The organism is Paraburkholderia xenovorans LB400 (assembly GCF_000013645.1).
In the GTDB taxonomy this organism is placed as follows: domain Bacteria; phylum Pseudomonadota; class Gammaproteobacteria; order Burkholderiales; family Burkholderiaceae; genus Paraburkholderia; species Paraburkholderia xenovorans.
Genome location: NC_007952.1, coordinates 179,135 through 203,827, shown reverse-complemented (window position 1 = coordinate 203,827; position 24,693 = coordinate 179,135). Strand labels below are relative to the sequence as shown.

14 protein-coding genes are annotated in these 24,693 nt (G+C 64.7%); 10 read left to right on the top strand and 4 right to left on the bottom strand.

What is annotated here, in order from left to right:
- The first annotated feature begins 95 nt into the window (after positions 1-95).
- The 8 genes from BXE_RS22895 to BXE_RS22860 all read left to right on the top strand — a co-directional run bounded on the left by BXE_RS22895 (position 96) and on the right by BXE_RS22860 (position 18,869).
- Complete coding sequence (locus tag BXE_RS22895; RefSeq protein WP_011490514.1) at positions 96-3,536, top strand: maltotransferase domain-containing protein; 3,441 nt, start codon at positions 96-98, stop codon at positions 3,534-3,536.
- Positions 3,533-6,997 carry a maltose alpha-D-glucosyltransferase gene (treS, locus tag BXE_RS22890; protein WP_011490513.1) on the top strand — a complete coding sequence of 1,155 codons (3,465 nt, stop codon included), beginning with the start codon at positions 3,533-3,535 and terminating at the stop codon, positions 6,995-6,997. The genes BXE_RS22895 and treS overlap by 4 nt, the downstream gene beginning before the upstream one ends.
- A complete protein-coding gene (gene glgB, locus BXE_RS22885) occupies positions 6,990-9,200 on the top strand; it encodes a 1,4-alpha-glucan branching protein GlgB (RefSeq protein ID WP_011490512.1) in 2,211 nt (736 codons plus the stop codon). Before treS ends, glgB begins: the two co-directional genes overlap by 8 nt.
- 106 nt (positions 9,201-9,306) lie before the next feature.
- The gene (glgX, locus tag BXE_RS22880) at positions 9,307-11,526 is read left to right on the top strand and encodes a glycogen debranching protein GlgX (RefSeq protein ID WP_011490511.1); all 2,220 of its coding nucleotides are present in this window, start codon (positions 9,307-9,309) and stop codon (positions 11,524-11,526) included.
- A 120-nt stretch (positions 11,527-11,646) separates the two neighbouring features.
- A complete protein-coding gene (gene treZ / locus BXE_RS22875; protein ID WP_011490510.1) occupies positions 11,647-13,569 on the top strand; it encodes a malto-oligosyltrehalose trehalohydrolase in 1,923 nt (640 codons plus the stop codon).
- Positions 13,566-15,776 (top strand): 4-alpha-glucanotransferase, encoded by a 2,211-nt coding sequence (gene malQ, locus BXE_RS22870; protein ID WP_011490509.1) that lies wholly within the window; start codon positions 13,566-13,568, stop codon positions 15,774-15,776. Before treZ ends, malQ begins: the two co-directional genes overlap by 4 nt.
- Positions 15,773-18,631 (top strand): malto-oligosyltrehalose synthase, encoded by a 2,859-nt coding sequence (gene treY, locus BXE_RS22865; protein WP_011490508.1) that lies wholly within the window; start codon positions 15,773-15,775, stop codon positions 18,629-18,631. The genes malQ and treY overlap by 4 nt, the downstream gene beginning before the upstream one ends.
- 28 nt (positions 18,632-18,659) lie before the next feature.
- Positions 18,660-18,869 (top strand): hypothetical protein, encoded by a 210-nt coding sequence (locus BXE_RS22860; RefSeq protein ID WP_148311804.1) that lies wholly within the window; start codon positions 18,660-18,662, stop codon positions 18,867-18,869.
- On the opposite strand, the gene BXE_RS22855 is transcribed toward BXE_RS22860, so the two are convergent.
- The 3 genes from BXE_RS22855 to BXE_RS22845 form a co-directional block, all read right to left on the bottom strand.
- Complete coding sequence (locus BXE_RS22855; RefSeq protein WP_011490507.1) at positions 18,840-19,562, bottom strand: sulfite exporter TauE/SafE family protein; 723 nt, start codon at positions 19,560-19,562, stop codon at positions 18,840-18,842. The genes BXE_RS22860 and BXE_RS22855 overlap by 30 nt on opposite strands.
- A 101-nt stretch (positions 19,563-19,663) precedes the next feature.
- Positions 19,664-21,007, bottom strand: a complete 1,344-nt coding sequence (locus tag BXE_RS22850; RefSeq protein ID WP_011490506.1) for a hemolysin family protein — start codon at positions 21,005-21,007, stop codon at positions 19,664-19,666.
- A 93-nt stretch (positions 21,008-21,100) separates the two neighbouring features.
- A complete protein-coding gene (locus tag BXE_RS22845) occupies positions 21,101-21,907 on the bottom strand; it encodes a sensor histidine kinase (protein ID WP_011490505.1) in 807 nt (268 codons plus the stop codon).
- A 188-nt stretch (positions 21,908-22,095) separates the two neighbouring features.
- Between BXE_RS22845 and BXE_RS22840 the strand changes: the two genes are divergently transcribed.
- Positions 22,096-22,434 (top strand): FKBP-type peptidyl-prolyl cis-trans isomerase, encoded by a 339-nt coding sequence (locus tag BXE_RS22840; RefSeq protein ID WP_007178798.1) that lies wholly within the window; start codon positions 22,096-22,098, stop codon positions 22,432-22,434.
- A gap of 35 nt (positions 22,435-22,469) precedes the next feature.
- A complete protein-coding gene (locus BXE_RS22835) occupies positions 22,470-23,249 on the top strand; it encodes an AraC family transcriptional regulator (protein ID WP_011490504.1) in 780 nt (259 codons plus the stop codon).
- Between the two features lie 151 nt (positions 23,250-23,400).
- Here the strand turns inward: BXE_RS22835 and BXE_RS22830 are convergent, their stop codons facing one another.
- On the bottom strand, positions 23,401-24,591 hold the full coding sequence (locus tag BXE_RS22830) for an O-succinylhomoserine sulfhydrylase (protein WP_011490503.1): 1,191 nt from the start codon (positions 24,589-24,591) through the stop codon (positions 23,401-23,403).
- Between the last annotated feature and the right edge of the window lie 102 nt (positions 24,592-24,693).

The window sequence follows — 24,693 nt, the reverse complement described above, 5'->3', positions numbered from 1 at the left end:
GCATTGCGCGGTATCCGGCTCTGGAAGCCCAATGAGCGTTGTGATCGCATGCCACTTGCATCCACACCGCAGCAGGACGAATCTGGAAACGACCGATGGAATCTCCGAACGGGTACGCGCCGCGGATCTACTTTTTTCATTCACTTCTGGTTGGGCCGCTCGATGCATGGCCTGCGCAGTTCGCGCATGCAGCCGGGCTGGGCTTCGATCATGCGCTGATCGGCAGCCTCTTCGAGCCTGGACAAGCCGGCCACGGACAGGTGGTGGGCAATCACGCCCGTTTGCATCCGGTATTCGAGGCTCAACAGCCCGCCACCGAGGCAATTCGCACGCTCGCGAACGCCGCCGCCCAGAACGGCCTGACCTTGCTGGCCGATCTGGTGATCGACCGGATGGCCGCCGATGGCGCGCTATACGCCGAACATGCCGACTGGTTCCACCCGTTCGAGTCTGAAGAGGCGCGGCTCGATCCGCGCCACGTGCATCGCGAGGACAACGTCGCGTATGCGAACTTCAACGACCCCGGCAGCAGCGCCGCACTGGCCGGCTGGTGGACGCAGCAGTTGCTAACGCTCGCCGACGCCGGCGTGGGCGGCTTCCGGTTCGATTCGCCGCATCGCGTGCCGGGCGCCGTCTGGCGCCAGTTGCGCGACGCGGTTCGCGCGAAGCATCCCGAGGTGCGTTTTCTCGCCGCCACGCCGGGCCTCGCCCGCGAGGATCTGCGCGGCCTCGAAGGCGCGGGTTTCGACAGTGTGTTTTCGTCGGTGCGCTGGTGGGACTTCCGCTCGAGCTGGATGGTCGAGGAACACGCCGCGCTCGCGCGCATCGGCGCGCCGATCGCGTTTCCCGAAGCGCCCTACGGCACGCGCCTCGCCGCCGAATTGAGCGATGCGCACGACGCGGCCATCGTCGAGCGGGCTTACCGGCGCGCGCTGTTCGCGTCCGTGGCGATCGGCACCGGCTGGATGATGCCGATGGGTTTCGAATACGGCATCACCGAGCCGATGTCGCAAACGCGCGGCGATGCTTCACAGTTCGCCCTCGCTGCCCAGGCCAAACAATTCGATCTCTCGGAACGCATCACGCACGTCAACCAGGTGGTGCGCAACACAAAGACACTGCACGCCAACGGCGAACTGCGACCACTGAGCGGACCCGGTGCACCGGCGGCGATATTGCTGCGCGCCGACCAACCCGACCTGCGCGATGCCCGTGAAGCCGTCCTGATCGCGATCAATCCCGAACTCGGGGCGCCGCTGCGCGTCGATCCCGCCCGCTTCCTCGCGGGCGTGCCGGGTAACTTCACGCGCTTTGTACCACTCGACGCGCCCGCCAACGCTTCGCCCGCCACGCTCACGCCGTTCACGCTCGCGCCGGGCGCAGTCCGCCTGTTGCGCGCGGTCGCGGAGAAGCCGATCCGTCTCGCGCCGCCCATCGACAAAGCGAACAGCAAGCGCAGCGGCCGCAAGACCGTGCTCGAAGCGATCAACGCGCCGCGCGTGGCGATCGAGAGCGTCACGCCCTCGGTCGACAACGGCCGCTTCGCGGCCAAGCGCACCGTGGGCGAACACGCTGAAATCACCGCCGCGATTTTCGCCGAAGGTCACGACAAGATTGCCGCCGCCGTGATCTGGCGCGCCGCCGACGAAACCGCCTGGCACGAAGTGCCGATGACGCCGGCCGAACCCGCCGGCCTCGATATCTGGAAAGCGCGCATTCCGCTCGAACGCCTGGGTCGTCACGAATTCACAGTGATCGCATGGCGCGACGATTTCGCTTCGCTGGTCGAGCATATTCAGAAGAAGCTGAAGGCGGGACAGACCGTCGAACTCGAACTCGACGAAGCCGCGCATCTGTTCGCGCTGGTGCTCGCCGAAGTGGAAACCTCGGAAGGCGCGGTCACGGCGCCGCTCGAACATATCGTCAAGGAATTCACCAAGGCGGACGCTGAAACGAAGCTCGCGCTGCTGCTCGCGCCGACCACGGCCAGGGCGATGACCGCCGCGCGCCACCGGCCGTTCCTGAGCCGCGATCCGGTCATCTACAAGATCGATGCGGACCGCACCGCAGCGCGCTTCGCGAGCTGGTACGAGATCTTCCCGCGTTCCATGAGCGACGACGAATCGCGCCACGGCACCTTCGCCGATGTCACGAAGAAACTGCCGCGCATTCGCGACATGGGTTTCGACGTGCTGTATTTCCCGCCGATTCACCCGATCGGCGTGGCGAATCGCAAAGGCCGCAACAACACGCTGAACGCGCAGCCGGGCGACGTGGGCAGCCCGTATGCGATCGGCGGCGTGGAAGGCGGCCACACGGCCGTGCATCCGCAACTGGGCACGTTAGACGACTTCAAGGCGATGCTCGCCGCCGCGCATGAGCACGGCCTCGAAATCGCGCTCGACTTCGCGGTGCAATGCTCGCCGGATCACCCGTGGCTCAAGGAGCATCCGACGTGGTTCGCCTGGCGCCCCGACGGCACGCTGCGCTACGCGGAAAATCCGCCGAAGAAGTATCAGGACATCGTCAACCCGGACTTCTATGCGCACGACGCCAAGCCGGATTTATGGCTCGCGCTGAGGGACGTGTTCCTGTTCTGGATCGAAGCGGGCGTACATATTTTCCGCATCGACAATCCGCACACCAAGCCGCTGCCGTTCTGGGAATGGGTGATCGGCGATATCCGCGCGCGCTATCCCGACACGATCTTCCTCGCCGAAGCCTTCACGCGGCCGCGCATGATGAATCGACTCGGCAAGATCGGCTTCTCGCAGTCGTACACGTACTTCACGTGGCGGGAATCCAAACGCGATTTCATCGAGTACATGACCGAGCTCACGCAAACCGGTGCGCGCGACTCCTACCGGCCGAACTTCTTCGTCAATACGCCGGATATCAACCCGCGGCATTTGCAATCGCAGGGGCGCACGGGCTTTCTGATTCGCGCGGCCCTCGCTTCCACGCTGGCCGGCTTGTGGGGCGTGTATAGCGGTTTCGAGCTATGCGAAGCGGCGGCATTGCCGAACAGCGAGGAATATCTCGACTCGGAGAAGTACCAGTTGCGCGCGTGGGACTGGAACCGGCCCGGCAACATTGTCGGCGAGATCAGCGCGCTGAACCGGATCCGCCGCGCGAATCCGGCGCTGCAAACACATCTCGGCCTGACGTTCCTGCCCGCGCACAACGACAACGTCCTGTTCTTCGAGAAGGCGACCGAATCACGCGACAACGTGATCGTCGTCGCGATCAATCTCGACCCGTTCAACGAACAGGGCGCGGATATCGAATTGTCGTGGGAGACTTTCCAGAAATGGAATCTGCCCGATCATGGCCCGCTGGAAGTCACCGATCAGATGACCGGCGCGCGTTTCGAATGGCACGGCCGCTGGCAGCATGTCCAGTTAGGGTCCGGCCAGCCGTTCTCGATCTGGCGCATCGCGCCGCTCGGCGGCTTGCCCGCCGAACGGCCGGATGAAGCCGACAGCGACTATCACGCAGACGCTGGCAACCCAACCCCAACGGAAGGTGCGACATGAAGCGTGACGATCCAGCCCAAACCACGTCGCAAGCCCACTCGAGCGCCGCCACCGGCGGCGTCGCGAAAGCGCGCACGCATCGGCGCGGCAAACCCGCGGCCTTGAGCGACGATCCGCTCTGGTACAAAGACGCGATCATTTACCAGGTGCACATCAAGTCATTCTTCGACGCGAACAACGACGGCGTCGGCGACTTTCCCGGCCTGATCGCGAAGCTCGACTACATCGCCGAACTCGGTGTGAACGCGATCTGGCTGCTGCCGTTCTATCCGTCGCCACGGCGCGACGATGGGTATGACATTGCCGATTACCGCAACGTGCATCCGGACTACGGCAATCTGTCCGACGTAAAGCGCTTCATTCAGGAAGCGCACGCACGCGGCATTCGTGTGATTACCGAATTGGTGATCAACCACACGTCGGACCAGCATCCGTGGTTTCAGCGCGCGCGCCGCGCGAAGCCGGGTTCGAACCACCGTAACTACTACGTGTGGTCCAACACCGATCAGAAGTATCTGGAAACGCGGATCATCTTCATCGATTCGGAGCCGTCCAACTGGACGCACGATCCGGTAGCGGGCGCGTATTACTGGCACCGCTTCTACTCGCATCAGCCCGATCTGAATTTCGACAATCCGGCCGTGTTGAGGGAGGTGCTGCAGGTCATGCGCTTCTGGCTCGATATGGGCATCGACGGGTTACGGCTCGACGCGGTGCCGTATCTGGTGGAACGTGAAGGCACCAACAACGAGAACCTGCCGGAAACGCACGCGGTGCTCAAGAAGATTCGCGCCACGATCGACGCCGAATATCCGAACCGGATGCTGCTCGCCGAAGCCAACCAGTGGCCGGAAGACGTGAAGGAATATTTCGGCGACGAAGACGAATGCCACATGGCGTTCCACTTCCCGCTGATGCCGCGCATCTACATGTCGATTGCGAGCGAAGACCGCTTCCCGATCACCGACATCATGCGGCAAACACCGGACCTCGCCGAAACGAACCAGTGGGCGATTTTCCTGCGCAATCACGACGAACTGACGCTGGAAATGGTCACGGATTCCGAGCGCGACTATCTGTGGAACACCTACGCGAGCGATCGCCGCGCGCGCCTGAATCTCGGCATTCGCCGCCGTCTCGCGCCGTTGATGGAACGCGACCGCCGCCGTATCGAGCTGATCAATTCGCTGCTGCTCTCCATGCCCGGCACGCCCGTGATCTATTACGGCGACGAACTCGGCATGGGCGACAACATTCACCTCGGCGACCGCGACGGCGTGCGCACGCCGATGCAATGGTCATCGGACCGCAACGGCGGTTTTTCGCGCGCCGACCCTGAGCAACTCGTGCTGCCGCCGGTCATGGGCTCGCTGTATGGTTTCGACGCGGTGAATGTGGAAGCGCAAAGCCGCGACCCGCATTCGCTGCTGAACTGGACCCGGCGCATGCTCGCCACGCGTCGCGCGAAGCAGACTTTCGGGCGCGGCACGATCCGTTTCCTGAAGCCGGAAAACCGCAAGATTCTCGCGTACCTGCGCGAGATGCCGGGCGAGCCGCCGATTCTCTGCGTGGCGAATCTCTCGCGCGCGCCGCAAGCGGTGGAGCTCGATCTGTCCGAATTCGACGGCTCCGTGCCGATCGAAATGACCGCGGACTCCGTGTTCCCGCCGATCGGCCAACTGACGTATCTGCTGACGTTCCCGCCGTACGGCTTCCTGTGGTTCATGCTGTGCCCCGGCGGCCAACGTCCTACCTGGGCTCAAGCGCCTTCTGAGCCGCTGCCTGAATTCGTCACGATCGTGATTCGCGAAGGCCAGGTCGGTCCGACGCCGGAGAACGTGCGCCTGCTCGAATCGGAAGTGCTGCCTTCATGGCTGAGCCGGCGCCGCTGGTTTGCGTCGAAGGATCAGAAGCTCAATGCGGTGCGGCTCGCGGCATTGACCACGATTCCGAACGGCGGCTTTGCGTTCACCGAAATCGAAGCGGACGTGGGCAAGCATACCGAACGCTACGTGGTGCCGATCGCGATTACGTGGGGCGGCGAAACCACTTTCCCGCTGTTCAAGCAACTGGCGTTGGCTCGCGTGCGACGCGGCCGCAATGTCGGTCATCTGACGGACGCGTTCGCCCTGCCGATCTTCGCTCATGGCGTGATGCGCAAGCTGCGCGAACGCGCCGTGGTGCCGACCGTGCAGAAGAGCGAAATCAGGTTCCTGCCGACCGAACGTTTCGCCGAACTCGAAGGACTCGGCGAACGGCCCGAGATCCGCTGGCTCGCGGCGGAGCAGAGCAACAGTTCGCTGATCATCGCGGACGCCGCGGTGCTGAAACTGGTGCGCCGTCTCGTGAGCGGCATTCATCCGGAAGCCGAAATCAGCCGCTATCTGACGCAATTGGGCTATGCGAACACCGCGCCGCTGTATGGCGAAGTGGTGCGCGTGGATCCGGAAGGCGTGCCGCACACCCTCTGCATTCTGCAAGGCTATATCGACAATCAGGGTGACGCGTGGAACTGGTCGCTCGACTATCTGCGCCGCTCGGTGGACGAACTCGCCATTGCCGTCGATACCGAAACGCAGTCGGTGCCGGACCGTTCCAACGAGGCGATTCTGGTGGAAGGCTACAGCACGCTGGCCGGCATCATCGGCAGACGCCTGGGCGAACTGCACGTGGCGCTCGCCTCGCCGACGGACGACCCGGCATTCGCGCCGGAACCCGCCAGCGCGGAGCAGGTGAAGGCATGGGTCGACGGCACGCAGGCCATGCTCGCCAGCGCGCTGGATCTGCTCGCGCCGCGTATCGAGCAGATGAGCGATACGGAAACCCGGGCGCTGGCGCAGAGCCTGATAGACCGTCGTGCGGCATTGGTTGCCGCTGTCGACTCGCTGGTTTCCGCCAACGCGGGCGCGCTGCGCATTCGCATTCACGGCGATTTCCACCTCGGCCAGGTGCTGGTCGCGCAGGGCGACGCGTATCTGATCGACTTTGAAGGCGAGCCGGCACGGACGCTCGAACAACGTCGTCAGAAATCGAGCCCGTTGCGCGACGTGGCCGGTCTGCTGCGCTCGCTCTCATATGCCAGCGCGGCCGCGCAATCCACCACGGAAGCCGCGCCGCAACAGACCGCCGATCGCAAGCGCGCGCTGTTCGACCGTTTCCGCGCGCATGCCGCGGAGAAGTTCCTCAACGAGTACCGCGCGGCCGCTGCGGAAGCGGCAACGCCGCTCGTCGCGCCCGAAGCCGAACAGGCCTTGCTCGATCTGTTCCTGATCGAAAAAGCCGCGTACGAAATCCGTTACGAAGCGGCCAACCGCCCGACGTGGCTCAGCCTGCCGGTACGCGGCCTTGCCGCGCTCACCAGCCGCCTGCTCGGCGATACCGGCGCGCCGGGCCACGATTCCTCAAACCAGGCGCCAGGCGCCGCCACACCGCCTAATCCGGCCGAGGGCGACTATGAGTGAGCATGATCCGGCCGCAGGCCTCCAACCGCTCGATATCGACGCGCTCGTCGAAGCGCGCCACCCCGATCCTTTTTCGCAGCTCGGGCTGCATCACACGGATGCGGGTCCGGTGGTGCGCGCGCTGTTGCCGAACGCCGCGCACGTCAGTGTGATTTCTCGCGCCGACGGTGCGTTACTCGGCGAGCTCGAACAACTGCGGCCGGGGCTCTTTGCCGGCCGCATCACGTCCGCGGCGCCGTACCGTTTGCGCATCGACTGGCATGGCGTCGTGCAGGAAATCGAGGACACGTATTCGTTCGGTCCCGTTCTCGGCGATGAGCCGCTCGGCCGGCTCGCGGGCGGCGACCCTTATGCAGTGCTCGAATGTCTCGGCGCTCGCCCGATGGAAGTGGACGGCGTGCCGGGTGTGCGCTTCGCCGTGTGGGCGCCGAACGCCCGGCGCGTCTCGGTGGTAGGCGACTTCAATGCATGGGACGGCCGCCGTCATCCGATGCGGCTGCGGCATCAGGCCGGCGTGTGGGAGCTGTTCGTGCCACGGGTCGGGCCAGGTACGCGCTACAAATACGAACTGCTGTCGCGCGACGGCCATCCGCTGCCGTTGAAGGCCGATCCGTGCGCGATGCAAACCGAGAAGCCGCCGGGTACGGCCTCGATCGTCGCGCATGTCGACGAGGTCGAGCAGTTTCCGTGGAGCGATCACGAGTGGATCCAGTCGCGCGCCGGCAAACAGACCGCGCGCTCGCCCATTTCGATCTACGAAGTGCACGCCGAATCCTGGCTGCGCGTCGCGGAAGAAGGCCAGCGCGGGCTCGATTGGGAAGAGCTCGCGGAACGGATGATTCCGTACGTGAAAAGCATGGGCTTCACACACGTGGAGTTCATGCCGATTGCGGAGCATCCGTTCGGCGGATCGTGGGGCTATCAGCCACTCGGGCAATTCGCGCCGTCGGCGCGCTTCGGCAAACCCGAGCAGTTCGCGAGATTCGTCGACAAGGCGCACGAAGCCGGACTCGGCGTGATCCTCGACTGGGTGCCCGCGCACTTTCCAAACGACGCGCACGGCCTGATCGACTTCGACGGCACGCCGCTCTACGAGCACGCCGACCCGCGCGAAGGCTATCACCAGGACTGGAACACGATGATCTACAACCTCGGCCGCAACGAGGTGAGCGCGTTCCTGATCGCCTCCGGGCTGGCGTGGCTCAAGCGCTATCACGTCGACGGTTTGCGCGTGGATGCGGTCGCGTCGATGCTGTATCGCGACTATTCGCGCGCCGCCGACCAGTGGGTGCCGAACATTTACGGCGGCCGCGAGAATCTCGAATCGATCGCCTTCCTCAAGCGCCTGAATCATGAAGTGGGCTATGTGCCCGGTGTGCCGGGCGCGATCACGATCGCCGAGGAATCGACCGCATGGCCGGGCGTGACGGCGCGTGTCGAAGACGGCGGCCTGGGTTTCCAGTTCAAGTGGAACATGGGCTGGATGCACGACACGCTGCACTACATGGAAGAAGATCCGGTCTACCGCCAATACCATCACCACAACATGACGTTCGGCATGGTGTACGCGTATTCGGAGCGCTTCGTGCTGCCGCTTTCGCACGACGAGGTCGTGCACGGCAAAGGCTCGCTGCTCGGCAAGATGCCCGGCGACAGGTGGCAAAAGTTCGCCAACCTGCGCGCGTACTTCGGTTTCATGTGGACGCACCCGGGCAAGAAGCTGCTGTTCATGGGCGGCGAATTCGGCCAGCTGGCGGAATTCAATCACGACGCGTCACCGCATTGGCATCTGCTCGACGATTCGAATCACCACGGCGTGCAAATGCTGGTGCGCGACCTGAACCGTCTGTATAGCGACGAGCCCGCGCTGTATCTGCTCGATTGTGAGCCGGGCGGCTTCGAATGGCTGATCGGCGACGACAGCGGCAACAGCGTCTTCGCCTATCGCCGCACCGACGGCGCCGGCCGCGAACTCGTCGTGGTCTGCAACATGACGCCGGTGCCGAGGCTCGGTTACCGGATCGGCATGCCGCGCGGCGGACGCTGGGTGGAAGTGCTCAACACGGACGCCGGCGTCTACGGCGGCTCGAACATGGGCAACGGCGGGCTGATCCATACCGACTCCCAATCGAGCCACGGCTGGCCGCATTCCGCGGCACTGACGCTGCCGCCGCTCGCGACGATCGTATTGCGCGCGGATTGACGCAGGTGCAGTAAGGCGAGCGCGCGGCGTGCGTCAATTTCGCGCCGCGCGCTCGTTGCATGAAGACCCACGATAGCGTTCAACAATCAGAACAGGAAGGGGAATCATGTCGCATGCAATGCCCGACCGGCTTCTGCCCGGCTCGCCCTATCCGCTCGGCGCCAGTTGGGATGGCCTCGGCGTCAACTTTGCGGTGTTCTCGGCAAACGCGCAAAAAATCGAGCTTTGTCTGTTCGATCCCACCGGGCGCAAGGAACTGCGCCGTTTCACGCTGCCCGAATGCACCGACGAAGTCTGGCACGGCTACCTGCCCAACGCGCATCCGGGCACCGCCTACGGGTTTCGCGCGCACGGGCCGTATCAGCCGCAGCATGGACATCGCTTCAATCCGCACAAGCTGCTGCTCGATCCGTACGCGCGCAAGCTGGTCGGACAGTTTCGCTGGTCGGATGCGCTATTCGGTTATCGCGTGCATTCGAATCGCGCGGATCTTTCCATCGACCGGCGCGATTCGGCGCCCGCCATGCCGAAATGCGTGGTGATCGACGAGGCGTTCGACTGGTCGCACGACAAGCGGCCCAATGTGCCGTGGGGCGAAACCATCGTCTACGAAACGCATGTGCGCGGCGCTTCGATGCTGCGCGCCGATTTGCGCCAGCATGAACGCGGCACGTTCGCGGCGCTGGCTTCGCCGGAGTTCATCGACCATCTGCTGAAACTGGGCGTGACCGCGGTCGAATTGCTGCCCGTGCACGCGTTTCTCAACGATCGCTTTCTGGTGGAACGCGGCCTGCGCAACTACTGGGGCTACAACTCGGCGGCATTTTTCGCGCCGGAGCCGTCCTACCTCAGCACGCACCGGCTCGACGAAATGCGCATTGCCGTGCGCCAGTTGCACGCGGCCGGCATCGAGGTCATTCTCGACGTGGTCTACAACCACACCTGCGAAGGCAACGAGATGGGCCCGACGGTGTCGTGGCGCGGCCTCGACAACGCCAGCTATTACCGCCTGATTCCCGGCGACGAACGCCACCATATCAACGACACCGGCTGCGGCAACACCGTGAATCTGCCGCATCCACGCGTGCTGCAAATGGTGATGGATTCGCTACGCTACTGGTCGACGGCATTCAATATGGACGGCTTCCGTTTCGATCTCGGCGTCACGCTCGGTCGCGAGCAACACGGCTTCGATCCCGGCTCCGGTTTCTTCGACGCCTTGCGCCAGGACCCGATCCTGTCGCAACGCAAGCTGATTTCCGAGCCGTGGGATATCGGGCCGGGCGGTTATCAGCTCGGCAATCATCCGCCGGGCTTCGGCGAATGGAACGACCGTTTCCGCGACACCGTGCGCCGCTTCTGGCGCGGCGACGCCGGCTTGCGGCCCGATCTCGCCGCGCGTCTGACCGGCTCGGCCGATCTGTTCAACCGCCGCTTCAGAAAGCCGTGGGCGTCGGTCAATTTCGTCACGTCGCATGACGGTTTTACGTTGGCCGACGTCACCGCCTACGAGCAGAAGCACAACGAAGCAAACCGCGAAGACAACAACGACGGCCACAACGAGAATTGCAGCCGCAATTGGGGCGTGGAAGGCGAGAGCGACGACCCGGCGATTCTCGCCACCCGCAAGCGCGTGGCCCGCTCACTGATCGCCACGCTGCTGATGGCGCTCGGCACGCCAATGGTGCTGGCCGGCGACGAATCGCTGCGCACCCAGCACGGCAACAACAATGCGTACTGCCAGGACAACGAACTGTCGTGGCTCGACTGGGCGCGCGCGGAATCGCCGGACGGTCGCCAGATGACCGCGTTCGTCGCGCGCGTGATCGCGTTGCGCAAGCAACATCCGCTGTTGCGCGAAACGCGTTTCCTGTTCGGCGATCGTGAAGTGTTGCCCGGTCTGTTCGACGTGGGCTGGTTCGACGAGCGGGGCGACCCGCTCACCATCGAAGCCTGGCAGGATCCCGAAGGCCGCGCGTTCACATTGCGCCGCGCCGGCCCAGGCTTGAACGGCGAAACAGAAGTATTGTTGATGATGCTCAACGCCAACGAGAAAACACTGCGGTTTACGCCTCCCGCACCGCATCTGGAATGGCATGTGCTGTTAGACACTGCTGAACCCGAGAACGCACCGCATCGGCTGGCGGTCCCGGAGATCGAAGTGGCCGCGCACGGCCTCGTGATGCTGGCCGCGCAGCCGGTGGGCGAAGCAGACTGGCAGGCGGGCTGGAAGCCCGGCCCGCAGCATGGGCCGCGGCTCCTGACGGCGCTTCCGCCCGATCCGGGTGCGCATGCGCCCACGAACGACGCGTCGCCGACCACCTAGACAGCGGCGGCGCCGGGACGCGGGAACAGTCAGGGCGGCCGCCCGGTTACGCGCGAGGTATCGCAGGTGCGATCGGCGTGTTAAGGACGGCTCGAAAGTAAAATTGAATGGTGACGAATCATGTCTGAAAGTCCGATTGATCCTCATGCGCATCATCACGCGCACTGTTTGCCGTTCGGCGCGCAACTGATCGGCGCGACGGGCGCGAAGCCGCGCACGCGGTTTCGCTTCTGGGCGCCGTCCTGCAAGCACGTTCAGGTGGAAATCGAAAACGGACCCGCGCAAGGCGCGCACGACATGACGCCCGCCGGCAATGGCTGGTTCGAAGCCAGCGTCGACAGCGGCGCGGGCACGCTGTATCGCTTCCGGCTGGACGGCGAGCATGCGGTGCCCGATCCCACGTCACGCTTCCAGCCGCAGGACGTGCACGGGCCGAGCGAAGTCATCGATCCGCGCGCGTACCGCTGGCAACAGACGAACTGGCATGGCCGGCCGTGGGAAGAAACGGTGTTGTACGAGTTGCACGTCGGCGCGCTGGGCGGTTATGCGGGCGTGCAGAAGCGCCTGCCTGAGCTCGCCGCGCTCGGCGTCACCGCCATCGAACTGATGCCGCTGAACGACTTTCCCGGCAAGCACAATTGGGGCTACGACGGCGTGTTGCCCTATGCGCCCGACTCCGCGTACGGCCGCCCCGAAGATCTGAAAGCGCTGATCGACGCCGCGCATGGTCTCGGCCTCATGGTGTTTCTCGACGTGGTCTATAACCACTTCGGACCGGACGGCAATTATCTGCACGAGTACGCCCGCTCGTTTTTCCGCGAAGGCACGCATACGCCGTGGGGCCCGGCCATCGATTTCGAGCGCAGTGAAGTGAGCGATTTCTTTACCGATAACGCTGTTTACTGGATCAACGAATATCGTATCGACGGACTGCGTTTCGACGCGGTGCACGCCATCGACAATCATGCCTGGCTGCGCGAATTGTCCGATCATATCCGCGCCAGGGTGCAGCACGGCCGGCATGTGCATCTGGTGCTGGAAAACGAACACAACAGCGCGAACCTGCTGGAAACCCATTTCGACGCGCAGTGGAACGACGACGCGCACAACACCTTGCACGTGCTGCTGACCGGCGAAACGGAAGGCTATTACCACGCGTATGAGGACCAGCCGATCCGCCGGCTCGCGCGCGTGCTGTCGGAAGGCTTCGCGTATCAGGGCGACCCGTCGCCGATTCATGACGGCAAGCCGCGCGGCGAAGCAAGCGCGCATCTACCACCGACTTCTTTCGTGATGTTCCTGCAGAACCACGATCAGGTCGGCAACCGCGCGTTCGGCGAGCGGCTGCGCAAACTGACCTCGGACGAAGCGTTGCGCGCCGCCACCGGTTTGCTTCTGCTGTCGCCGCAAATCCCACTGCTCTTCATGGGCGAGGAATACGGCTCCACGCAGCCCTTCCTGTTTTTCACCGACTACACGGGCGATCTCGCCGACGCGGTCCGCGAAGGCCGGCGCCGTGAATTCGCGCGTTTTTCATCGTTCAGCGACGAGAAACGGCGCGCGCAGATTCCCGATCCGAACGACGTGAAAACCTTCGCGGCCTCGTCGCCGCCCGCGCCGGACGAAACGTCGCAGCACACCGACGCTGAAGCAAAAGACCGGCTCGACTGGATGCACTTCTACAAATCCGCGCTGGCCGTACGCGCCAGGCTGATCACACCGCGCCTGAAACACAGCAAGGCGTGCGGCGCGACGGTGCTGAGCGCTGCGAACGGCGGCGATGCCAATGCGCTGATCGCCCGCTGGAAACTCGGCGACGGCGAGACTTTGTCGATCGCGCTGAACCTCTCGAAGGAAAACGTCGCGCTGGCCGACCTGCCGGCCGGCAAAGTGATTTTCGAAACGCCGCCGCGCGTGCGCGAACAGGTCGACGTCAAGGTGTTGCCCGCGCACGCGTTCGTCGCGTGGCTGACCGGCGACGTCAGCGGCTATGCCATCCGCCACGATGCGCGCATTGCCGGCCAACAGGAGCGCCACGCGTGATTACCCGACGCCATAACGACACCATCGTCAATCTTGCCGCGCGCGCCGGTTTCGAGGTGGAGTGGCAGGACGCGCACCATACGACGCAACATGTGCCCGAGAACACGCTCGCCGTGCTGCTCGAACGGATGGGTTTGCCGTGCGGCAACGCGACGCAAATCCGCCAAAGCTCTGCTGTGCTGGAGGCCGAACTGTCGGGCCGCAAACTGCCGCCGCTGATGACCGCGGAGGTTGGACGCGGCATCGCGCTGCCCGCCGCCGCGATCAGATCGGGCAGCCACTACCGGATCGAGCTCGAAAGCGGCTCGATCATCGACGGCCGGTTCACGGCGCCCAAAGGCGAGGAAGCGCTGCTTGCACCGATCGACGAGCCGGGCTATCACACGCTCGTGATCAACGAGCAACGCGTGACGCTCGCCGTCGCGCCGCCGCGCTGCTACACCGTCGCCGACGCGTGGCGCACGCTGCACGATGACGGCGACGGCCACGACAAAACCGCGCCGCCGCTGTGGGGCATCGCCGCGCAGTTGTACGGCTTGCGCCGCATCGGCGACGGCGGCATCGGCGACTATTCGGCGCTTGCGCAGATCGCCGTCGAAAGCGCGAAGCGTGGCGCGCACGCGCTCGCCGTCAGCCCGACTCACGCGATGTTCAGCGCGGAACCGAACCGCTTCAGTCCGTATTCGCCATCGTCGCGTTTGTGGCTGAACGTCACGCATATCGATCCCGCCGCCGTGTTCGGCACGGACGCGGCCCACGCCGCGCTCGAAGCCGCGCAGGCCGGCGACGCCTGGTCGAAACTCGAAGACCTGCCGTTGATCGACTGGCCGGGCGCGGTCGTCCTGAAGCTGAAGGTTTTGCGCGCGCTGTACGAGCAGTTCTGCGTGAAGGAACGCGCGCAGAACACGCCGCGCGCGCTGGAATTTCACGGCTTCTGCGAACGGGCGGGACGCGCGCTCGAAGATCACGCGCGCTTCGAAGCGCTGCAGGCGGCGCAACTCTCGCAAGAAGGCGGCAATGGGCATTGGCGTAACTGGTCCGAGGCGCTACGCGATCCGCGCAGCCCGGAAGTCGAAGCTTTTGCCGAGGCGAATCGTCACGAGGTCGATTTCCATCTGTTTCTGCAGTGGCTTGCCGCCAAGGGTTTGTCGCACGCGCAGCACGCGGCGCGCGAAGCCGGCATGGCCGTCGGCCTGATCGCCGACCTCGCGGTGGGCTGCGACAGCGCCGGCAGTCACGCGTGGTCATATCGCGACGACATGCTGCAAGGCGTGTCGGTCGGCGCGCCGCCGGACCTGTTCAACCAGGCCGGCCAGGCATGGGGGCTCACCACGTTCTCCCCGCGCGCCATGCGCATGCAGGGCTTTTCCGCCTTCATCGACATGCTGCGCGCGGCCTTCGCGCATGCCGGCGGCATCCGCATCGATCACATTCTCGGCTTGCGGCGGCTGTGGCTCGTGCCGGAAGGCGAAAGCGCGCGTAACGGCGCGTACTTGCGCTATCCGCTCGAAGATCTGCTGCGTCTGATCGCGCTCGAATCGTGGCGGCACCGCGCAATCGTAATAGGCGAAGATCTGGGCACCGTGCCGCCCGGTTTCCGCGAGCGGCTCGAAGAGCACGGCATTGCCGGCATTCGCGTGCTGTGGTTCGAAAGCGCGCACGACGGCAAGGGGTTCAAGCCGCCCCGAGCCTGGGACCGCAATGCGGTCGGCACCACGACCACGCACGATCTGCCGACGGTCGCCGGCTGGTGGCGCGGCAGCGACATCACGTGGCGCAACCGGATCGGCCAGACGATGGCGCGCGCCGACGGCCGCGATCCCGAGGAAGCCGCCCAGGAAGAGCGCGCGAAAGATCGCGCATTGCTGTGGCACGCGTTCCAGCAGGCCGGCGTGGCCGCGCACGACGTCCCTGCGCCGCCGCCCGACAGCGCGCCGGTGGACGAAGCGCTCGCCTTCGTGGCCGCCACGCCCGGCCCGCTGGTGACGTTTCCGCTAGAGGATCTGCTCGCGCAGGTCGAGCAGCCGAATCTGCCCGGCTCGATCGACGAGCATCCGAACTGGCGCCGCCGCGTCACCTTGCCGGTCGACGAACTGTTCCAGGACGACACCTTCTGCGACCGCCTGCTCGCGGTCGATCGCGAGCGCCGCGCCGCGGCCGCCTCAGTTCCTTCTTCCAACGCTTATTCGGAGCCTGATACGCCATGACCGTCCCGCGCTCCACGCTTCGCCTCCAGTTCCACCGAGGCTTCACCTTCGACGACGCCGCAAAGCACGTCGACTACTTCGCCGAGCTCGGCATCAGCCACGTGTACGCGTCGCCCGTCACGACGGCCGAGCCGGGTTCCATGCACGGCTACGACACCGTCGACTACACCCAGGTCAGCGCCGAATGCGGCGGCGAGGCGGCGCTGAAGCGCCTCGCCGACAAACTGCGCGCGCGCGACATGGGGCTGATCATCGACACGGTGCCGAACCATATGGGCGTCGGCGGCGCCAGCAATGCCTGGTGGCTCGACATCCTCGAATGGGGCCGTCACAGCGCCTATGCGCGCCATTTCGACGTGGACTGGCATTCGCCCGATCCGGCTTTGCGCGGCAAGGTGCTGCTGCCCACGCTCGGTGCGCCGTACGGTGAGGAACTCGCCGCCGGCCGCATTGCGCTGCATTTCGCGGCCGACATAGGGCGCTTTTATATCGGCTACGGACCCCACGTGTTTCCGGTGTGCCCGATCGACTACCCGTCGATCCTGCAAAGCGCCGACCGTCCCGATCTCACCGCGCTCGCCGAGCGCTTCCACGGACTGACCACCCAGCCCACCGATCATCCCCGTGCCGCCGAAGGCCGCGACATGCTGCGTGAATTCGTCGTGCAGAACGGCGGCTCGGCGATCGAGTTCGTACTCGAAACGTATTCTCCGGACGACCCGGTGACGCGTGACCGCCTGCATCGGCTGATCGAGCGGCAACACTTCCGCCTTGCGTGGTGGCGCACCGCGTCCGACGAGGTCAACTGGCGGCGTTTCTTCGACATCTCCACACTTGCCGGGGTACGTGTGGAACGGCCCGAGGTGTTCGAGGCGGTACATGCGCTGCCTTTCCGGCTGTATCAGGAAGGCGTGGTGGACGGCTTGCGGATCGACCACGTGGACGGCCTCGCCGAGCCGCGTGAATACTGTCAGCGTTTGCGGCAGCGTCTCACGGAACTGCGTGATACCGCGCCGTATGTGGTAGTCGAAAAAATTCTCGGTCGTGGCGAACCGCTGCGCGACGACTGGCCGGTGGACGGCACGACCGGCTACGACTTCATGAGCGACGTGGGCGCGCTGCTGCACGATCCGGCCGGTGCCGCGCCGCTCGCGCAGACGTGGACCGAACTGACCGGCCGCAGCGGGCTTTTCGCAGACGAAGCGCTCGCCGCGCGCCGCCAGATTCTCGCCGAAAACCTCGCGGCGGAACTCGACCGCGCGGCGCGTGCATTGCATCGCATTGCCCGCGATTCGCTGAGCACGCGCGACTTCACCTTTACCACGCTGCGTCGCGTGCTGACCGAACTGGTGGTGCATTTTCCCGTGTATCGGATCTATCCGCAGAACGGTCTGCGCAGCACGGCGGATAACGTCTACTTCGAGCAGGCTCTGGAGGGCGCGAGACGCTCGCTTTCGCGCGCGGACCATGTCGCGCTCGAACGCGTGAATGCGTGGCTTGGCGGCAGCGCCGAAGAGGCGCCCACGGGACGAAGCGGCCTGCCGGCGCAACCCGGTCAGAACGGCGTGCCGCCGAGCCATGCCGGTTCCGCGCGACGCACCGCGCAGACGCTGTTCGCGCAGTTGACCGCGCCCGTTGCCGCGAAGGCGGTGGAAGACACGGCGTGCTATCGCTATGGCCGGCTGTTGTCGCGCAACGAGGTCGGCTCGGACCCGGGCGAGTTCGCGTTGTCGGTCGAACAGTTTCACGCGGCGAATCTCGAACGGTCGCAGCGCTTCCCTCACGCCATGCTCGCGACGGCCACGCACGATCACAAGCGTGGCGAAGACGTGCGCGCGCGGCTCGCCGTGCTGAGCGAGATTGCCCACGAGTGGAGCGCGACGCTGCGCGCATGGTCCACGCTGAATGCGCCGCATCGTCGTGCGCTGGACGGCAAGCCGGTCAGCAGTGTTGGCCAGGACACGAGCTACGACTGGGCACCCGGCCCCGCTGCCGAAGCGATGCTGTATCAGACGCTGGTAGGTTGCTGGCCGCCGGATCTGCAGCCAGACGACGAAGCCGGCGTAAAGGAACTGACCGAACGCGTCGCCCAATGGCAGTTGAAGGCGTTGCGCGAAGCCAAGCTGCAAACCAACTGGCTCGCGCCCGACGAAGCGTACGAGGCCGGTTGCCGTGACTTCCTGTTCGACATCCTCGCGCCGCAGCGGCGCGACGGATTCCTGAAGGAGTTGTCCGCCTTCGTCGCGCGAATTGGCCGCGCGGGTGCGCTCAACAGCTTGCAGCAGACGGTGTTGCGCCTGGCATCGCCTGGGATTCCCGATCTTTATCAGGGCACCGAGTTGTGGGACTTCAGCCTGGTCGATCCGGACAATCGCCGGCCCGTCGATTTCGCCAAACGCGAGGCGTGGCTCGCACAGACGCCGCCATCGGAATTCCTGCCGGGCTGGCACGATGGACGCGTGAAGCTCGCAGTGGTGCAACGCGTGCTCGCGTTGCGGGCGCATTTGCCGGAGTTGTTGAGTCAGAGCGAATATCTGCCGCTCGCCGTGCGCGGCAAGCACGCTTCGAGTGTGATCGCGTTTGCGCGCCGCCACGGCAATGCATGGGCTGTGGTGGTGGCGAGCCGGCTCGCCGCTGGTTTGCTCGGCGAGGAAGGCGATCTGCCGATGGTCGATCCCGCGAAATGGGAGGACACGGCGGTGGAGATGCCCTCCGATCTGTCCGCGAGGGCGCTGTTCGACTGGCTGAGTCCCGCTGCGCCGAAGGTCGAAGAGAACGGGCTGCTGTATCTGCGCGATGCGCTGGCCTCAATGCCGATCGCGGTGTTGGTGGAGGACGGCGTGCCGCGCAGTTGATCTGCGACATTTGCCAGGCGAAGGCGGTTTGAGCGGTCACGCTCAAACCGCCTTTTTTATGGCTCTATTCCGCAGCTACGAGCAGTTGCCCGATCTCGCCGGCGCGCTGCTGGTGGCCGGTTTCTCGCAAGCGGAAGTGGGCGCGATTCTCGGTGGAATTTATCAGCGGGTGTTCGAGGCGCCGGTCGGCCAGGCCTATTGTTCAAGCCTAGCGGCCCGCCGCCCACAGCAGCGATAGTCCCGAAGACAGCATCAAACCGTCGACGACCAGTTTGAAAGTAGCGGGACTCATACGGACCACGATCGCCCGCGCGGCAAACGAGCCGACCATCAGCGCGGAACCGGTGATCAAACCGTCGATCACCACGTGCAAAGGCAAAGCGCCGAAATGGTTGAAGACCGCGACTTTGGACGCGTAGACGGTCAGCGAGCCCGCCGCTTCGGTGGCGAGAAAAGCGCCTTTCACGAGGCCATAGGACATGAACACGGGCACCGTAATCGGCCCGGTGGAAACGACGATCCCGGTGAGAAAACCCACCACGCCGCCAATCAGCGAAAGCTGCCATAGCGAGAATTTGATGGCCCGCCGCGCGAGCCATCGCCGTGTGGGCACCATCGCGACAAAGAACAGACCAAGCGCAATTTCGACCGCATGAGGCGGCAACGCGAGCAGCGTTCGCACGCCCAGCGCCGCGCCCGGCACAGCGGTCACGCAGTAGGCGCCGCACGCCCGCCAGTCGATCTCGCGCCACCATGCGAGAACCTTGCCGAAGTTGCCCATGATTGCCGCGATCGCCATGATCGGCACCGCCTCCTGCGGACCGAACAGCATCACGAGGACGGGCATCAGCATCATCGACGAGCCGGTGCCGACCACGCCGCTCAGCATGCCGGCCAGCAATCCGACGCACAGCACCAGCAGATATCCCATGTCGCCCCCAATGGTGTGGAGGCTAATTCTACCTGCGCGACGCCGGTGCGCGCTCTGCCAGATCCCGCGCAAAGTGGAATCCGGCGCGGCTCTATCGCGCGCTAACCACCTTCGTCATCGAATGCTTTCGGATAGACCCGCACGAGCACGATGCGCGGCCCTTTCATCTTCTTGACCACTACATCGAAGCGATCGAACTCGACTCGCTGGCCTTCGCTCGGCAAATCGTTGAGCGCCTGAATGACGAGGCCGCCCACCGATTCGGCCTTGCCTTCGTCGATATCGATCCCCAACGCGCGCTCCAGCGACACCACCGGCAAGCTGCCCTTGCCCATCAAGGTGCCGTCGTCCATGCGGGTCCAGTCGGCGTCGCCTTGACGGAATTCGTCGTGGATCTGGCCGACCAGCGCGCCGAGCAGATTGTCGAGCGTCAGGAAACCGATCGGCTTCTCCCCCTTGTGGCCGACCAGCGCGAAGTGCGGCGCGCCCTTGCGGAAGCGGCGAAACAGTTCGAGTGCCGGCAAATCCGGCGTGACGTACTGCACGGGGCGCGCGTATCTGGAAAGATCGTCGAGCGTGCTGCCCGCATGGCGGGCCAGCAGCAAGTCCTTCAAATGGATCATGCCGGCCACGCGTTCGCCGGATGCGTCTTCGAACAACGGATAGCGGCTGAAACGGTGCCGCGCCACCACTTGCATGTTTTCGCGCAACGGCAGATCGCGCCGCAGGCCGACCATTTCGTAGGCCGGACGCATGAGGTCCGACACGGTCATGCGCGAAAAATCCAGCGAATGCGCGATGGTGTTCCACTCGTCCTGGCTGTAGGCGCCGTCCGGCGAACCCAGCTCCGTGGCGACGTTGGCGCGGCGGCCGCGCAGGATCAGCTTGAGTTCGTCGGTCGAGTAGTGCGAGTCGTGGCCGTGATCGGCGTCGAGCCGGGCGAGCTTGAGCACCGCGTTGGCACTCGTATTGAGCACCCAGATCGCCGGATACATTGCCCAGTAAAAGCCGTACAGCGGCGTGGCGGCCCATAGCGAGACCTTCTCCGCCTCGCGAATCGCCAGCGACTTCGGCGCGAGTTCGCCCACCACGATGTGCAGGAACGAAATGCACGAGAACGCGAAGAAGAGCGAGATGCCGTGAATCAGTTTCTCCGATTCGACACCGAGCAGGCTGAAAACCGGCGTGAGCAGTTCCGCGAACGCGGGCTCGCCGATCCAGCCAAGCCCGAGCGACGCCAGCGTGATGCCGAGCTGGCACGCGGAAAGATAGGCATCGAGGCGTCCGTGCACCTTGCCGAGCAGACGCCCGCGCATGCCATGCCCGACAGCCAGGCTTTGCACGCGCGTCTGCCGCAGTTTGACCAGACCGAATTCAGCGGCCACAAAGAAACCATTGAGGGCGACGAGAAACAACGCACCGATAAGGGCAACGACCTGAATCAAAGCGACAAGCTCCGGCAACAAAAGTTGTCAGTATAGAGGGTGAAAGCTCGGTGAAAACTTAATCGCGCGGAGCAAGCCGTTCTGTCGAGCCGTTCATTTCGCAGCCGTTGCGCTGAGCGGCACGCGCAGGGCGAGCGTGGCCGTGTCGCTGCCCGTTGCGTCGACCTGCTCGAAACTGCCGCCGTGCGCTTCGGCAACGCGCTTGCACAGCGCCAGCACCCACGCGATCCGCTTCGCTTCGCGTGGCTCGCGGGCCTGCTTGCGGGCAAACGCTTCGAGTACATGCGGCAAGGCGGGATCGTCCAACGCCGTGCCGTTGGCCTCGTACCCGACGCTAGCATGCCATGCGTTCGTATCCGCTTTCGTGACCAGGGTGACCGTGGCGCCTTCCGCGCCCGTTTCTACCGCGAACATGAGCATCAGCCATAGCGCGGCGGCGAGGCGCTCCCGGTCGCCGTTGAGTTGCTCGGTGGCCAGTTGCGAGTCGACCGTCACTTCCACGCCGCGCGCGCGACCCAGACCCGAGCGGACTTCTTCCACCGTTTCTTCGAGTAACGGATGCAGGGAAAAGGGCGCGTAGGCAAGCACCAGTGATTTGGTCTCGGCGCGCGTGGCGTCGACAATCGTCTCGAGTAGCTTGACCTGCTGATCCACGCCATTGCGAATACCGGTGACGGCGCGCTGCGCGTTGGGGTCGTTCGCGTCGAGTTTGCGCTCCAGCACGTACGCCCAGCTATGAATGGCATTCAACGGACCACGCAGGTCGTGCGACACCAGCGACAGCACATGGTCACGCATGAACAGTGCGGTTTCCGCGCGCAGAAGCGCGGTGCGTCCAGATACGGCGAAGCCGGAAGGCACCGGCTTTTCGCCAGCATTTCCGGTTGAAGACGTTGTCACGATCGAGCCCTCTCAGGCGGTGCATGATGATTGAAAGAAGCCCCATTATAGGCATGCCATCCAGCGCGATCAGCCTCGCCGGACCACCAGCATTCACGCAATCCGTGTGCCACATGGCAATCCTCGGCGATGTGGCGTCAACACGCCTACAATGTCGGTTTTTACGTTTTTGATCTGAGGAGCGACACATGTCTGTGACTACCGAATCCGGTTTGAAGTACGAAGACATCGTTGAAGGCACCGGCGCCGAGGCAGTGGCCGGCAAGACCGTCAGCGTCCACTACACCGGCTGGCTGACCGATGGCCAGAAGTTCGACTCCAGCAAGGACCGCAATGACCCGTTCGCTTTCGTGCTGGGCGGCGGCATGGTCATCAAGGGCTGGGACGAAGGCGTGCAAGGCATGAAGGTTGGAGGCACCCGCAAACTGACCATCCCGCCGCAACTCGGCTACGGCGTGCGCGGCGCGGGCGGCGTGATTCCGCCCAATGCGACGCTCGTGTTCGAAGTCGAATTGCTCGGCGTCTGAGTTTTCGCTGTTCTCTGTTGAACCGCATATCGCCGATGAGCCACGCCGCCGTCACCGCGCCTAGCGTTTCCTTGCGCCGCTACGGCGCGATCGAAGCGTCGGACGTGCACGACTTTCACCAGGTCGTGCTCGGACTCGACGGCGCAATGGTCATGACGGTAGACGGCGTCGCGCATCAGATCGACGCCGGCTCCGCCTGGCTCATTCCGGCGGGCGCGCGGCACGATTACGCGGGCGTCGGCGAGAACCGGCAGTTGGTTCTGGACTTGCCGGCTTCGTCGCTGGCCGTGCCGGAACGGCTTTTCGACCGTGCGCGGGCGGTCGCGGTCGACGGCTCGCTGACGCAACTCGTGCATCGCATCGCGGCGCACGCTGCCGGCGGAGTTCAAGGCAACGATCTGGACGCACGGCGTTTTCATTGGGATGCAGCCGCGCGGCTCGGCGCGGCGTTGGTGGCCGACGCGGGCACGACGGCCGGCGCGCAGGCAGCAGGCGCCGGTCTCGACTTTGCGCGTATCGACCGCTGGCTGCGCGCGCATCTGTCGGAGCCCGTGCGGATCGCCGAGCTCGCCGCCCATTGCGGGTTCGGCATGCGGCGCTTTCATCAGCTTTTTATCGAGGCCTTCGGCGAGACACCGCATCGCTATCTGCAGCGTCTGCGGCTCGATACGTCGCTCACGTTGCTGGCTGACCCGCGGCTTTCGTTGACTGATATTGCGCTGGACATCGGCTTCGGCGATCAGAGCGCCTATACGCACGCGTTCACGCGGCGTTTCGGGCTGGCGCCCGGTCAATGGCGCGCGCTGCGTCATTGAGTTTTACTGCGCTGTGTTTTTGCTGCGCTGAGCCTTGGCGGCGCGGCAGTCTTCGCAGCGCTGCCGTCTTACCGCTCCGGGGAGTTATTGCGCGAGCCGCCTGACAGCGCGGCCCGCTTGCCCTGCATCGAGCTTTCGCTCCACCCTTCACTCAACCCGCCAGTCCGCGCTCCAGATCGCCGCGGATATCGCCGGCGTTCTCCAGACCCACCGCAAGACGGATCAAGCCTTCGCTGATGCCCGCCGCCGCGCGCGCTTCCGACGTCACGCGACCATGCGTGGTCGTGGCCGGGTGCGTGATGGTGGTGCGCGTATCGCCGAGGTTGCCGGTGATCGAGCAGATTTTCGTGTTGTCGATCACACGCCATGCATTCGCGCGCATCTGCTCGGGCGTGTCGCCCTTCAGTTCGAACGACAGGATTGCGCCGCCCGCCTTCTGCTGACGCATGGCCAGCGCATGCTGCGGATGCGATTCCAGCCCCGGATAAAACACGCGATTCACGGCCGGATGCGTTTCCAGCCAGCGCGCGATTTCAAGCGCATTCGCCGACTGCTTTTCAACGCGCAGCGATAGCGTTTCCATGCCCTTGAGCAGCACCCACGCGTTGAACGCGGACAGCGTCGGCCCGGCGCTGCGCACGAACGGGAACACCTTCTCCATGATGAACTGCTTCGAGCCGACCAGCGCGCCGCCAAGCACGCGGCCCTGACCGTCGAGGAACTTGGTGGCCGAATGCATCACGACGTCCGCGCCGAGCTTCAGCGGCTGCTGCAAGGCCGGGCTGCAGAAGCAGTTGTCGACCACGAACAGCGCGTTCGACGCCTTGGCGATCTTGCCGATCGCTTCGATATCGGCGACTTCGGTCAGCGGATTCGACGGCGTTTCGAGGAAGAACATCTTCGTCTCCGGGCGCACGGCGTTTTTCCACGCGTCCAGATCGGTCGGATCGACGAACGTGGTCGTGATGCCGAATTTGCTGAAGATCTGCGAGAACATGCCGAGCGTGGAGCCGAACAACGCCTGCGAGCTCACCAGATGGTCGCCCGCCTGCAACGCCGACATCACCACCGACATGATCGCGGCCATGCCCGAGGCCGTCGCCATGCAGGCTTCGCCGCCTTCGAGCGCGGCCAGCCGATCCTGGAACATCGAAACGGTCGGATTCGTGAAGCGCGAATAGGTGTAGTTGTCTTCGGAATTCCTGAATTTCTCGGCGGCGTCCGCGGCACTCGCGAACACGAAGCTCGAGGTCAGGAAAATCGCTTCCGAATGTTCGTTGAAGTCGCTGCGCACCGTGCCCGAGCGGACTGCCAGCGTATCGAAGTTCAGGGAGTCGTCCATGTTGGTTCTGGTTTCCAATGTTCCATGTGGCTGCGTTCGGCGTGTGCGGCTCGGATGCAATGAATCGAGCGTACCAGGCCGAACGGCAGCAACAAAAAAGCC